This is a genomic window from Devosia enhydra, from assembly GCF_900119845.1.
In the GTDB taxonomy this organism is placed as follows: Bacteria; Pseudomonadota; Alphaproteobacteria; order Rhizobiales; family Devosiaceae; genus FPKU01.
Genome location: NZ_FPKU01000002.1, coordinates 843,493 through 857,220, shown reverse-complemented (window position 1 = coordinate 857,220; position 13,728 = coordinate 843,493). Strand labels below are relative to the sequence as shown.

The 13,728-nt window shown below is 65.3% G+C and carries 12 protein-coding genes; 7 read left to right on the top strand and 5 right to left on the bottom strand.

Features of this window, described 5'->3' with window-relative positions:
• Positions 1-116 precede the first annotated feature (116 nt).
• The 4 genes from BT183_RS13240 (at position 117) to BT183_RS13225 (ending at position 4,968) form a co-directional block, all read left to right on the top strand.
• Positions 117-1,079, top strand: a complete 963-nt coding sequence (locus tag BT183_RS13240; RefSeq protein ID WP_072343849.1) for a TAXI family TRAP transporter solute-binding subunit — start codon at positions 117-119, stop codon at positions 1,077-1,079.
• Between the two features lie 79 nt (positions 1,080-1,158).
• Entirely contained in the window at positions 1,159-3,261 is a 2,103-nt protein-coding gene (locus BT183_RS13235) for a TRAP transporter permease (RefSeq protein ID WP_072343847.1), read from the top strand.
• Positions 3,262-3,268: 7 nt separating this feature from the next.
• Positions 3,269-3,646, top strand: coding sequence for a DUF1850 domain-containing protein (locus tag BT183_RS13230; protein ID WP_072343845.1), 378 nt, complete (start codon positions 3,269-3,271; stop codon positions 3,644-3,646).
• A gap of 68 nt (positions 3,647-3,714) precedes the next feature.
• Positions 3,715-4,968, top strand: coding sequence for a hypothetical protein (locus BT183_RS13225; RefSeq protein WP_072343843.1), 1,254 nt, complete (start codon positions 3,715-3,717; stop codon positions 4,966-4,968).
• On the opposite strand, the gene BT183_RS13220 is transcribed toward BT183_RS13225, so the two are convergent.
• Positions 4,945-6,258, bottom strand: a complete 1,314-nt coding sequence (locus BT183_RS13220; protein WP_072344752.1) for an ROK family protein — start codon at positions 6,256-6,258, stop codon at positions 4,945-4,947. The genes BT183_RS13225 and BT183_RS13220 overlap by 24 nt on opposite strands.
• A 114-nt stretch (positions 6,259-6,372) precedes the next feature.
• On the opposite strand from BT183_RS13220, the gene BT183_RS13215 reads away from it, so the two are divergent.
• The 3 genes from BT183_RS13215 to BT183_RS13205 are packed head-to-tail and all read left to right on the top strand — an operon-like array spanning position 6,373 to position 9,526.
• On the top strand, positions 6,373-7,719 hold the full coding sequence (locus BT183_RS13215) for an ABC transporter substrate-binding protein (RefSeq protein ID WP_143145793.1): 1,347 nt from the start codon (positions 6,373-6,375) through the stop codon (positions 7,717-7,719).
• On the top strand, positions 7,716-8,672 hold the full coding sequence (locus tag BT183_RS13210; protein WP_072343838.1) for a carbohydrate ABC transporter permease: 957 nt from the start codon (positions 7,716-7,718) through the stop codon (positions 8,670-8,672). Before BT183_RS13215 ends, BT183_RS13210 begins: the two co-directional genes overlap by 4 nt.
• A complete protein-coding gene (locus BT183_RS13205) occupies positions 8,669-9,526 on the top strand; it encodes a carbohydrate ABC transporter permease (protein WP_084603516.1) in 858 nt (285 codons plus the stop codon). The genes BT183_RS13210 and BT183_RS13205 overlap by 4 nt, the downstream gene beginning before the upstream one ends.
• Positions 9,527-9,540: 14 nt before the next feature.
• On the opposite strand, the gene BT183_RS13200 is transcribed toward BT183_RS13205, so the two are convergent.
• The 4 genes from BT183_RS13200 to BT183_RS13185 are packed head-to-tail and all read right to left on the bottom strand — an operon-like array spanning position 9,541 to position 13,723.
• Positions 9,541-10,629 carry an ABC transporter ATP-binding protein gene (locus tag BT183_RS13200; protein WP_072343836.1) on the bottom strand — a complete coding sequence of 363 codons (1,089 nt, stop codon included), beginning with the start codon at positions 10,627-10,629 and terminating at the stop codon, positions 9,541-9,543.
• A gap of 5 nt (positions 10,630-10,634) precedes the next feature.
• Positions 10,635-11,453: a carbohydrate ABC transporter permease gene (locus BT183_RS13195; RefSeq protein WP_072343834.1), complete on the bottom strand. Its 819-nt coding sequence runs from the start codon at positions 11,451-11,453 to the stop codon at positions 10,635-10,637.
• A gap of 13 nt (positions 11,454-11,466) precedes the next feature.
• On the bottom strand, positions 11,467-12,450 hold the full coding sequence (locus BT183_RS13190) for a carbohydrate ABC transporter permease (RefSeq protein WP_177282527.1): 984 nt from the start codon (positions 12,448-12,450) through the stop codon (positions 11,467-11,469).
• Between the two features lie 10 nt (positions 12,451-12,460).
• A complete protein-coding gene (locus BT183_RS13185) occupies positions 12,461-13,723 on the bottom strand; it encodes an ABC transporter substrate-binding protein (protein WP_177282525.1) in 1,263 nt (420 codons plus the stop codon).
• Positions 13,724-13,728 lie beyond the last annotated feature (5 nt).

Sequence of the window (13,728 nt, the reverse complement as noted above, 5' to 3'; positions counted from 1 at the left end):
AGATCAAGCAATTTCAATGGCCGCCGGGCTGGCACGTGCCTTGCTCCCTATCGTGCGCAATCGGCAGTCCGTCGCGAGGAGGCGGGGACAGTCGAAAGAACATTGGGAGGACCATCATGACGTTTATCTCGACCCGCCGCGTCGCAGGCCTGTTCGCCGGCGCCCTGCTCCTGACCGGCGGCACCGTCGCCGCGCAGGCCCAGCAGTTCATCAACGTCCTGACCGGCGGCACCTCGGGCGTCTATTACCCGCTCGGCGTCGCCCTGTCGGAAATCTACGCCGAGGGCATCGAAGGCAGCCGCACCCAGGTGCAGGCGACCAAGGCCTCGGTCGAAAACCTCAACCTTCTCCAGCAGCGCAAGGGCGAACTGGCCTTCTCGCTGGGCGATTCGGTCAAGGCCGGCTGGGAAGGCGTGACGGAGGCGGGCTTCCCGGCTCCCCTCACCGATCTGCGTGCAATCGCAGCGATTTACCCCAATTACGTGCAGATCGTCGCCAGCGCAGAAAGCGGCATCACCACCCTCGAGCAGCTCAAGGGCCGCTCGATCTCGGTAGGCGCCCCCGCCTCGGGCACCGAACTCAACGCCCGCGCCATCTTCGCGGCGGCCGGCATGAAATATGAGGACATGGGCAAGGTCGAATACCTGCCCTTCGCCGAATCGGGCGAGCTCATCAAGAACCGCCAGCTCGATTCCACCCTGCAGTCGGCCGGCCTCGGCGTTGCCTTCATAAAGGACCTCTCGGCAACCATGGACATCAATGTCGTGGCCATTCCTGCCGAAGTCGTCGAGAGCATCGGCGCGCCCTACGTGCCCTCGGTCATCCCCGCCGGTACCTATGACGGGCAGGACGCGGATGTCGCAACCGCAGCCATCGGCAACATCCTCGTCACCCATTCGGGGGTGAGCGACGATCTCGCCTACCAGATGACCAAGCTCTTGTTCGACAATCTCGACCGCCTGCGTTCGGCTCATTCGGCGGCCAATGCCATCGATCCGGCCACCGCGCTTGAAGGCCTCAGCATTCCCCTTCATCCGGGCGCCGAGCGCTATTATCGCGAGATGGGCCTGATCCAGTAAGGGGCAGCTTCGCTCAATCCGCGGCGCCCGGGGCAAGCCTCCGGGCGCATCATCGCCAAGCGTTCGGGGAGGAAACGCGATGACCACCGCTCAAGCGGCGACGCAGCCGCATGTCGAAAGTGCCGAGGAAGCCGTCGAAGGCCTGCCGCCGGGCTTCGGGCCCGGCCTCATGGGCCGCATCGCCTTCGGCATCGCCATCGCCTTCGCCCTCTTCCAGCTCTGGACGGCCGCCTATGGCACGCTGCCGAGCCAGGTGGTGCGGGCCATGCATGTGGGGTTCCTGCTGCTGCTGGGCTTTGCGCTCGTGGGCAATCTCGTGGCCAGAACGACGCTCGGGCGCGTGTGGTTCTGGAGCCTGGGCATACTGGGCTTCCTGACCGGCCTTTATAACTGGGTGTTTTACGCCGACCTCCTGCGCCGCAGCAGCTTTCTGACGACGCTCGATCTCGTCATGGGCACCATCGTCATCGTTCTGGTGTTCGAGGCGGCGCGGCGCCTGATGGGCTGGCCGCTCGCCATCATTTCGGGCCTTTTCCTCGCCTACTGCTTTTTCGGCCAGTACATGCCGGGCCCTTTCATTCATCGGGGCTATGATTATGCCCAGATCATCGAGCATTTCGGCTTCGGCACCGAGGGCATTTACGGCACGCCGATCTATGTCTCGGCCGCCTATATCTTCATCTTCGTGGTTTTTGCCGCCTTCCTCGAGAAGGCCGGAATGATCCGCCTCTTCAACGATTTCGCCCTCGGGCTCGTGGGAGGCTGGCGCGGCGGACCGGCGCAGGTCTGCACCCTTTCCTCGGCGCTGATGGGTACGATTTCGGGCTCGGGCGTCGCCAATGTTGTGGCGAGCGGGCAGTTCACCATTCCCCTGATGAAGCGCTTCGGCTTCCGCTCCGCCTTTGCCGGCGGGGTCGAAGCCACCTCCTCGATGGGCGGGCAGATCATGCCGCCGATCATGGGGGCCGTGGCCTTCATCATGGCCGAAACGCTCGATGTGCCCTACAGCACCATCGTCATCGCGGCCCTGATCCCGGCAATCCTCTATTTCGCCACCTGCTTCTGGGTGGTGCATCTGGAGGCGGGCAAGGCCGGGCTCAGCGGCATGGACAAGGCCGAACTGCCCAATCCCTGGCACGCGGTACGCGATCACTGGCCGCTGGTTCTGCCGCTTGCCGCGCTCGTCTACCTGCTCTTTGCCGGCTACACGCCGATCTTTGCCGGCACCATGGGTCTCGCCCTCGTCGTGGTGCTGATCCTCGGAACTCCTCTGGCGGCAGCCATAGGCCCGCGCGTTTTCCGCTATGTCTTCTGGATCGCGCTGGGCCTGGCCTCGGCCGCCTTTTTGCGCTTCGGGGTCAATTTCCTCGCCCTCGTCATCGGCGCGCTGGTGCTTGCCTGCGTCTTTGTCAAAGGCGGATGGGAGACCCTCGCCATCGTCCGCGATTCGCTGGCCGAGGGGGCGCGCAACGCCCTGCCGGTGGGCATCGCCTGCGCCATTGTCGGCATCGTCATCGGCACGCTGACGCTGACCGGCATCGCCTCGACCTTCATCGGCGCCATCATCGCGATCGGGGAGAGCAACCTCTTCCTGTCGCTGGTTCTGACCATGCTCACCTGCCTCGTTCTGGGCATGGGCATCCCTACCATCCCCAACTACATCATTACCTCATCGCTGGCCGGCCCGGCACTGCTCGAACTGGGCGTGCCGCTGCTCGTGAGCCACATGTTCGTCTTCTATTTTGGCATCATGGCAGACCTGACCCCGCCCGTCGCGCTGGCCTGCTTCGCCGCGGCGCCCATGGCCAAGACCTCCGGGCTCAAGATCTCGCTCCAGGCGACCAAGCTCGCCGCGGCCGGCTTCATCGTGCCGTTCATGGCGGTCTATACGCCCTCGCTGATGCTGCAGGATGGTGGGGCGATCGCCGCGCAGTTCGGCTATCCGGTCGAGGTGGCCTATATCCTCTTCAAGACGGTGCTCGCCATCGGGCTCTGGGGCGTGGCCGTGGTGGGCTATCTCTTGGGCAAGGCCAACTGGCTCGAACGCATCGCAGCCTTTGGCATCGGCATCCTGCTGATGCTGGCTCTCCCGCTCACCGACGAACTGGGCTTTGCCCTTGCCGCCCTGTTCATCGGGCAGCATTGGTGGCGCACGCGCCGGCTCAAGGCCAGCCTGGCGTGACCTTGTCATGCTCTGCATAGCATCGGCAGGTGCGATAACTGCGCTTGTTGCATCCAGCTTCACCCTGAGCTGGACGCATTCGGTGGAGCACACGCTCTGGCAGGAAAACTGGAGCATCGAGGGCGAGCGCCTCGTGCTGAGCGAGGCCAGCGTCGCGGGCTCGGGGGCGGGCATTGCGCCGCCACCCGATGCGGTGCTGCGCGAGGGACGCTGGCATTACCACCCAGGCCTTCCGCCGCTGAAATCCCTCAACCTCGCCGCGTCCGGCGCCACGGCCAGCCCGTGGAGCCTCTGCGTTGCCGAGGGGCGATGCCTGACCCTGGGCGAGACGGCCGGCGAACCGATCACCATCTGGTCAGGTCCCGCATGCGAGGCCCCTCCATGACGTAATTTTTGGTTGGCAGAAGCATATATATGTATGGTACGCACCTAAAGACTTGAGGTGAGGACCCAATGACCGCTCTGCTGCCCGATGCCATCGCCACATCCGTCGCGGCCGCGCGCTCGGAAATCTGGGGCCGGTTCATGAATGCCGAAACCGGCATCCTTTATGACCACACCGATGCTGCAGGGACGGTGCACCTGCCCACAGAAGCCGATATCGCGGAGCGTCGCCCCAACGCCCTGAGCTATCAGGTCCCCATCGAAGACGGCGCGTTCTACAACGCCTTGCTGCTGCTCGGCCAATGCGCCCGCTGGCAGGCGACAGGCGATGCCGACGCAGCCGAGCGTGCCGTAAGGATCGCCCGGACCCTGACGCGGCTGGGTACGGTGAGCGCAGTGCCGGGCTTCGTTGCGCGCAACCTGCTGATGCCGTCGGGGGCGCACTACCCTTGCAGTTCGGACGATCAGGTCTTTCCGTGGATCCTCGCCCTCTGGACCTTCCACCAGAGCGGCATTCCCGATCCGGCGCTGCGCGATGCCGTGGGCGCCCTGCTCGTGGACAAGATCACGGCGCTTGAAAAGCGGGCGTGGAAAATCCCCTCGGACCCCGAGGATTTCCAGCATTATGGCGCCTTCCTCGCCACGCGGAACGCCCATGTGGTGCGCATTCCGTTCGTTACCCGCATCGCCCATGTCCTGACAGGGGATGCCATCTGGCTCGAGCGCTATCGGGACGCTCTGGCCATGACGCAGCCGGGAAAGGCGGCCCCGACCCTTGCTCTGCTCGAACGCGGCGCCCCCTATGGCCCACCGGGCGCCAACTCCCACCGGTTCTGGCTCAGCGGCTCGTCCCAACCCGCCCTTCACTGGCTCGCCCGGCTCGAGGATGACCTCGAGATCAGGGCTGCCTTCGAACGCGGCCTTGCCGCCAATGCGCGCGCCGCCGTGCCCCATGCCGAGCGCTACGGCCTCTTCGACAACGGGGACACGCGGCATTTCGAGCTCGACTGGCGCTATCTCAACGCCATCTGGCGGCCCCAGACCGATGCCTGGGATGCGCGGCAGCTGGCCATGCAGCAGGTGGAATGGGGCTATGAGGTCTCCCCGCGCGGCCCCTATGAATTCGGCCTCGTGACCGAGCCGATCTTTGCCGCCTGGGTGATCGTGGCCAGCGGCGACCGCGCGTTCATCAAGTCACAGCGCAGGCTGATCGAGGCGGTGCTGCTGCACTACGACTGGTCGCGGCTCTATACCGTGCCGTTCGTCATCGTTGAAACGATCGCCCACACCGCGGCGCTGTCAGGCCTCTGGACTGAGGGCTGAGGACCCCTCGCCCGCGAGGACCCGGGGGCTGCCGGCTTCGATCCAGCGCTCGAGCAGGCCGGGGCTCAGCAATTCGTCCACCACCATGGCAGCGGCACCGACAAGGCCGGCCCGATCGCCCAGCGGCGACACCTCGATCCTGAGGTCGCGGGTGGCCAGCGGCAGGGCCTTGCGCAGAACCGTGCCGCGCACGGTGGCGAGATAGGCCTGCGAAAGCCCCACCACCGGCCCCCCGAGCAGGACCAGCGCGGGATTGTGAAAATTGACGGCCGTGGCGATGGCCGTGCCGAGATAGGCTGCCGAGCGTTCAAGCGCGGCGCTGGCTTCGGCGTCGCCCTCAAGCGCTGCGGCTGCAAGATCCTCGAGTTCGACCTCGCCTTTGGCCGCGAGCCGGTGCGCCAGATAGGGGCTTTGCCCGCTCTGCGCCAGGGCCATGGCCTCGGCAACGAGCGCGCCGCCGCTGGCCACGGTCTGAAGGCACCCCGTGCTGCCGCAGCGGCAGACGATCCTCGAGCCTTCCACTACCTTGATGTGGCCCAGCGCTCCGGCCGCCCCTTGCGCCCCGCGATGCAGCCGCCCGCCGCTGACGACGCCGCCACCCACGCCACGCCCGACACGCACATAGACGAAATCGCCGACCCCTCGCGCCACGCCCGAACGCAGTTCGCCAAGGGCCATCAGGTTGACGTCGTTGTCGGCCCAGGTCGGCGCCCCGAAGCGCTGTTCGAGATGCGCCCTGAGGCCATAGCCGTCCCAGGCATTCCAGCCGGAGGTGGCGATGGGGCGGGCGGTCGCGTAGTCGACGGGAAACGGCACGCCGAGCCCGATCCCCCAGACCTTCTGGGCCGAAACGCCGGCTTCGGCGAGGGCCGCGCCGAAGGCCTCGTCGAGCACCGCCATCACCACCTCGACATCGGGGGTAAGCACATGCGGCACATCCCGGGTGACGAGGATGCGCCCATCGAGATCGGTGACCCCGACGGTCAGCGCATTGGCCTCGATTTCGGCGGTGAGGATCACCCCCGCATCGGGCAGGAAGCTCAGGAGCCGCGGCGCACGACCGCGCGGGATAACCCCCTTTTCCCCTTCCTCGACGAGCCCGGCGCCGATCAGCTGCCCCAGCCTCTCGGTCACCACGGTGCGCCCATAGCCCGAGACGCGCGCCACATCGGGGCGCGTCACCGCAAGGCGGCTGCGCACCAAAGCCAGGACATGGGCCAGCGAAAGCGCCAGTTCCGTAGGGGGAGCGGCAAGGGAGCGGGGGCCATCAGGCGCGGGGATGGTGGTCATCATCTCTCTGACAATTCGCCGTCAATAAATTCTCTTTTGTTTGCGGCAAACCTAATGTAGGTTTCCATAAACACAAAGCGTGAAGCTCTGTGACTTTAGGAGGAGGATCTGCACGTGTCACCATCTGCCCTGTCACGACCCGGACAAAGCCGGCGCCTTACCCGTCGCGCCGCCATCATGCGCTTGCTTGCCACCACCACGGCCCTGACCCTCGCAGGGCAGTTGGCCATGGGCACGGCAGCCATGGCCCAGGAGGTCGCGCCCGCCGATCTGCGCATGGCCTGGTGGGGCGGGGAGCCCCGCGCCGTCGCCACGCGCGCCGCACTCGACCTGATCTCCGCCAAATATCCGGGCGTCACCTTCACCACCGAGTGGAGCGGCTTTGCGGGCTATTTCGATAAGTTCGCAACCCAGGTCGCGGGCGGCAACGCTCCGGACATCATCCAGATGAACTTTGCGCCCGAGCTCGCCGATTATGGCAGCCGCGGCGTTCTGCTCGACCTCGGGCCCTATGTCGCTTCCGGCAAGCTCGATGTTTCGGGCTTCAACGAAGCGGCTCTCGCCAGCGGTTCGGTCGACGGCGTGCTCTATGCGCTGCCGCTGTCGGGCACGACGCCGGCTACCATCATCAACCAGACCAAATTCGCCGCGCTCGGCATTGCCGAACCGGCGGGCGACTGGAGCTGGGAGGATTTCGCCGCCCTCGCCGCCGAGATCACCAAGGCCGCCAATGGCGCCTATGTCGGGGCCGACGATGCCTCGGCGCGCCAGGAGGTCTATGAGGTCTGGTATCTGGGCCGTACCGGCCGCCAGCTCTACACTGAAGCGGGCGAACGCACCGACACCGTCGAGGATCTCAGCGCCTGGTTCCAGATGTGGGCCGACATGCGCGCGGCCGGCTCGATCGTTCAGCCCGACGTGCAGGCCGCCCATACGCAGGGCGACAATGCCACGATGCCCTTCGTGCTCGGCCGCTCGGCCATGACCTTCCAGTGGTCGCAGGGCCAGACGACCCTTGCGAGCCTCCAGCCCGACGATCTGGGCCTTGCTCTCCAGCCCTCGGCAGGCGAGCATGCCCATCAATATGTCCGCCCGGGCAACCTCATCTCGGTGACCGCGAGAAGCCGCAATGTCGATACGGCCGTGGCCGCGGTCAGCGCCTTTGTCAGCGACCCCGAAGTGCTCAAGGTGCTGGGCATGACGCGAGGCGTGCCGTCATCGTCGCAAGCCCGCGCTCTGCTCGAACCGACCCTGACCCCGATCGACCAGGAGCAGGTGGCCTTTATCGACACGGTCTCAAGCGGTCCGCTCACGGCCCCGCCCTCCGCCTCGTTCAGCGGCATGCTCGATGTCGACCAGCTCTTTACCCGCACAGGTCAGGACATCGCCTTCGGCCGCGTCTCGATCGCCGAAGGCGCCCAGCGCTTCCTCGACCAGGCCGCGGACCTTCTGTCGCGATGAGCATGCCGAGTGCCGCTGGCGCCCATTCCGCCGCGTCGGGTCCCTCCGCCCAGGCCCGGCGATGGCGCCAGCGGCATTCGGCCTCTGCCTTCCTGATGCTGTCGCCCTGGCTTATCGGGCTTGTGGTGCTCACCATCGGGCCCATGGCGATGAGCCTCTGGCTGTCCTTCACCAATTTCGACCTGCTGACGACGCCCGATTTCGTCGGCACGCGCAACTATGCCTACATGCTGCGCGATCCGCGCTTTGCCCAGAGCCTCTGGGTCACCTTCATCTATGTCGCCGTGTCCGTGCCGCTGAAACTCGTCGTGGCGCTCGCTCTCGCACTCCTGCTCGCCAAGGCCAGCTTCGGCATCGGTCCATATCGCGCCATCTTCTACCTGCCCTCCCTCTTGGGCGGCAGCGTCGCGACGGCCATCGTCTGGCGCATCGTGTTTGGCGCCGACGGCATCTTCAACGTCGCGCTCGGATGGTTCGGGATCGAGGGGCGCAGCTGGATCTCGACGCCGGACACCGCGCTTTCCACCCTCATCGCGCTCTCGATCTGGCAGTTTGGCGCGCCGATGGTGATCTTCCTGGCTGCCCTCAAGCAGATCCCGGCCGATCTTTACGAAGCGGCCGCCATTGATGGCGCCGGGCCGGCGCGGATGTTCTTTTCCATCACCCTGCCGCTCCTCACTCCGATCGTCTTCTTCAATCTGGTGCTGCAGGTGATCAATGCCTTCCAGACCTTCACGCCTTCCTATGTGATCTCGGGCGGAACGGGCGGGCCATCGGACACGACCCTGCTCTATTCGCTCTACCTCTATCTCGAAGCCTTCACCAAGCTGCGCATGGGCTATGCCTCGGCCATGGCCTGGGTGCTCCTGGCCATTATCGGGATCATCACGGCGGCGCTGTTTATAACCTCGGGGCGCTGGGTGTTTTATGCCGACAAGGGAGACCGGACGTGAGCGTCGCCGCGCCCCATCATCGCCGGCCGGCCCGCCCGGAGACCGTGCGACAGGTCGTGCTGTTCGTCCTTGCGCTCGCGCTGATCTACCCGCTGCTCTGGCTGGTCTTTGCCAGCCTCAGGCCCGAGGCGCTGATCTTTTCCGATCCGACCGGCCTGCCGCTGCCACCCACGGGCGAGAATTACATCAAGGGGTGGACAGGCACGGGACAATCCTTCGGCCTTTATATCGTCAACTCCATCATCCTGTGCGGGGTCAGCGTCATCGGCAACGTCCTGGCCTGCTCGATGGTGGGGTATGTCTTTGCGCGCCTCGATTTCCCGTTCCGGAAGACGCTCTTCGCCCTGATGCTGGCCACCATCATGCTGCCGCATCAGGTGACGCTCATCCCGCAATACACGCTTTTCCGCGAACTGGGCTGGGTCGACACCTATCTGCCCATGATCGTGCCCAAATTCCTTGCCGTCGATGCCTTCTTCGTCTTCCTCATCGTCCAGTTCGTCCGCAGCATTCCGCGTGAACTCGACGAGGCGGCCCTGATCGATGGCTGCGGGCCCTTTGCCACCTATTGGCGCATCATCTTCCCGCTGCTGCTGCCGGCACTGGTCACCACGGCGATCTTCACCTTCTTGTGGACCTATGACGATTTCTTCTCGCAGCTGATCTACATCACCTCGCCCGAAAAATTCACCGTGCCGCTGGGGCTGCGGGTCTTTCTCGATACCACGGGGGAATCCGCCTACGGCGCCATGCTGGCCATGTCGGTTGTGGCGCTCGTGCCGGCAGTGGCCTTTTTCCTCATCTTCCAGAAGCGCATAGTCGATGGCGTGGCAACCTCCGGCCTCAAAGGCTGAGACCGGACGCCTCGCTATCGCCCCATGCCGGCATGGTTGCCATCGGCATCAAAGAGCCTCAGGCTGGCAGGCGCCGCGAAAAGGCCTATGGGCCGGCCCTGCGCGAAATCATGCTGGCCGGGCAGCCTTGCGGTCAGGTAAGCGGCGCCGTCCTGGCCTTCCATAGCCACATCGATCAGCGTTTCGGCGCCCAGCGCCTCGACGAAGCGCACCCGGCCTTCGAGGCGGATATCCTCGCCCGATTGCTGCGAGAGGCTGAAACTTTCCGGCCTGATGCCGAGGGTTCCGCGCCCCGGACGGGCGCCTGAAGGAAGCGGCACGGACAGTGCCGGCGCAACGAAGCGGGCGGCGCCATCGCTCACCGTCACCTCGCCGTCGATACAGTTGGTGGGCGGTGCCCCCAGGAAGGAGGCGACGAAGACGCTGTTGGGGTTGCGATAGACATCCATGGGCGTGCCGACCTGGCGGATTGCCCCGCCATCCATCACCACGATGCGGTCGGCCATTGTCATGGCCTCAACCTGGTCGTGGGTAACATAGAGCGTCGTGATGCCCAGCTGACGCTGGAGCGTGCGGATTTCCACCCGCGCGCTGTGGCGCAGCTTGGCGTCGAGATTGGAGAGCGGCTCGTCAAAGAGGAAGGCACGCGGCTCGCGGACGATGGAGCGGGCCACCGCAACGCGCTGGCGCTGCCCGCCCGAGAGTTCGCGCGGCTTGCGCGACAGCAGGTGCCCGATATCGAGGCGGTCTGCGGCGGCGGCAACGCGCTGCTCGATCTCGGCCTTGGGCAGCCTTTGCAGCGAGAGCGCGAAGCCGATGTTTTCGGCCACGCTCATATGCGGATAGAGCGCATAGGACTGGAACACCATGGCGAGGCCCCGCTCCTTGGAGGGGACCTGCGTAACATCCACCCCATCGATCAGGATGCGGCCGCTTGTCGGCTGTTCAAGCCCGGCCAGCATGCGCAGCGAGGTGGTCTTGCCGCAGCCCGAGGGCCCGACCAGCACGACGAACTCGCCTTCGGCGATCTCGAGCGAGAAATCGAGCACCACGCGGGTTGCCCCGAAGCTCTTGGAAACGCGGTCGAACTGGATGAAAGCCATGGTGCTTAACCCTTGAGGCCGGAGGAGACGAAGGTGTCCATCACCCGTCTCTGGAAGAAGAGGAACATTGCGATCGCCGGCAGGCTGGCCACGATGATGCCGGCCATCAGCGCGCCATAGTCGTTCATGCCCTCCTGGAGGAATTCGCGCAGGCCGATCTGGATGGTGCGGGACTGTGGGCTCTCGGTGACGAGGAGCGGCCAGAAATACTCGTTCCAGCTGTCGATGAAGATGATGATGGTCAGCGCCGCCAGCGCCGGCCCGAGATTGGGCACCACCACGCGCCAGAGCGTCGTCCAGTGCCCGGCCCCATCCATCTGCGCTGCGTCGAGCAGTTCGGAGGGGAAGGACATGATGTGCTGGCGCAGCAGGAACACGGCGATCGGCGTCGCGAGATTGGGGATGATCAGCGCCCACCAGGTGTCGAACCAGTTGAGCTGCGCCATCATGATGTAGATGGGCAGCATGGTGAGCACCTGCGGGATCATCATGGCCCCGATCACCAGCGCAAAGATCGCGTCCCGGCCGCGGAAGGCGAAGCGGGCAAAGGCGTAGGCGGCAAGGACGCCGATGGCGAGCTGCCCGAGAACGCGCAGCACCGTGGTGGCCGTCGTGTTCCAAGCATACCAACCGAAGGCGGTGCTGGCGAAGAGGCGGCCGAAATTGTCCAGTGTCGGCGCCGAGGGCAGAAGGGCGCTGGAATAGACCTCGTTCATCGGCTTGAAGGCGGTGGAGAGCACGATCACCATCGGCAACAGCACCGACAGGCACAACAGCAACAAGACGACGTGCCCGATGACCATCCAGGAGCGGGAAAGCTGCATGATCCTGTCTCCCCTACTGCTTGTACTGGACGCGACGGTCGATGAGGCGCAGTTGCACGAGCGCCATGACCATCAAGAGGAGGAAGAGCATTACCGTGCCGGCCGCGCCGCCACCGACATCGAAGGTGACGAAGCTGTACTGGTAGACCATGTAGAAGAGGTTGGTCGTGGAATTGGACGGACCGCCCTGCGTCATGAGGTCGATGGGCGTGAACACCTGCTGCATGGTGAAGATCAGCGTCGAGATCAGGACGAACATCAGCGTGGGGGTAAGAAGCGGCCAGATGAGCCGCGTGAAGATCGTCCCGTCGCCCGCCCCGTCCATGCGCATGGCTTCGATATAGTCGCGGTTGATGCTGGCAAGACCGGCAAGATAGAGCAGGACGTTGAAGCCCAGCACCTTCCAGGATGACACCACGATGATCACCCAGATGGCGGTGTCGGGGTCGGCCATGAGGTTGGGCATGCGGATGCCGATCATCGCCGCATACTGCTTGGCGTAGCCAAAGATGGGATTGAGGATCCACATCACGGCGACGCCCACCACCACGAAGCTGATCAGCGTGGGCAAAAACAGCACGGCGCGATAGATGTGCCCCTTGCTGCCCAGCGACCACAGGAACACCGCGATGGGGATGGGCAGCAGCACCTTGAGCGGGATCGAGGCGGCGAGATAAACGAGCGTATTGCCCAGCGCCGCCTGGAAGAGGTTGGAGCCGGCCACCCGGCTGTAATTGTCGAGCCCGACGAAGCGGGCCGGCTGGCCGGGATTGAGGTTCCACTCCACGAGGCTGAGATAGGCCGTGTGGATCAGCGGCCAGTAGGTGAACACGGCCAGCAGCACTAGGGTCGGGGCGAGATAGAGCCAGGGCACGAGGCTGCCCGTGCCGGCTCGTCCCCTGAGATGTGCCCAGCCTGCTGCCAGGGGGCGCTGCAATCCGCCCCGGGGATGCGGCCGGGCATCGGGCCCGGCGTTGGATAGTGCCGTGTCCACCATCTGATCGACCTCAGTTATTGACGGCAAGCGCCGCGTTGACGCGGGCAACCGTTTCGGGAACGATCTCGGCGGCGGTGCGACGACCCGCCCAGAGCTCGTCGAGCATGGCGCGGATTTCGGTCTGGGCCTCGAGAGTGCCCTTGGCCGGCCAGACATTGGTCGGGATGGTATCGGCCATCTGCTCGATCACCGGGCGGACATAGGGGAATTCGGCGACATAGGCGGCCATGGCCGGATCAGACAGCGGGTCCTGGATCAGCGGCATGTAGCCGCTTTCACGCGACCAGCGATTGGCCACTTCCTTCTGGCTGATGAAGCGCAGCAGCGCCATCGACGCCTCGCGACGCTCGCCCTCGGGGGCATAGAGCATCAGCGCGGCGCCCGAATTGGAGACGCGGCGCGGCTGGTCCTCGAACAGCGGATAGTTGGTAACGCCGAGTTCGAACTTGCCCTCGGCAGCCGCGACCGAGCCGCGCAGGCCCGCCGAGGAGGTGATGTACATGCCCATCTGGCCGGCATTGAAGGCGGCCGACCAGTCGCTGTCGCCGGCGATCGGCATCATGCCGCTCGTGGCCATGTCCTGCCAGTTCTGCAGCGCCGCGATGCCCTCGGGGGTGTCGAATTCGGCCTTGGTGCCCTGGGCGTTGAGATAGGTGGCCCCGGCATTGTTGACCATCACCATGGTGCCGTAGTCGCCCATGGCGGCATGCAGGTGCGCGCCACCGGCCAGCCCGGTGGTCTCGGCAATGGTCTTGCCGGCGGCAAGGAATTCGGCCCAGGTGCGCGGCGGCGCCTCGGGATCGAGCCCGGCCTGGGTGAAGATGTCCTTGTTGTAATAGAGCATCGGGGTGCCATAGGCATGCGGAATGGCATAGACCGCATCCCCGACGCGCCCCAGATCGAGGAAGTTCGGCAGGTAGCCATCGAGCCAGGCGGTATCGCCCTCGGAGGCCTCGACCATGTCGACGGCGCCGGTATTGTTGAGGAAGAACACGATGTTCTTGCCGATCACGGTGGCGATATCGACCGGACGGCCGGCGGCGAGCGCAGCCTGGACTTCAGCGGTGATCTGCTCGGACTGGGCGAAGATATCGCGCACGGTGATATCGGGGTTAGCAGCCTCGAACTCATCGAGAATGCTGCGGAACACCTGGTAGCTGCCACCGGTCTGGTAGTGGTAGAAGGCGATTTCGGTCTCGGCCAGGGCGGTGCCGGTGGCGAGGAACGCAAGGGCAAGGCCTAGTACGCCGCGCTTCAATCGGGTTGCTGACATGCTCG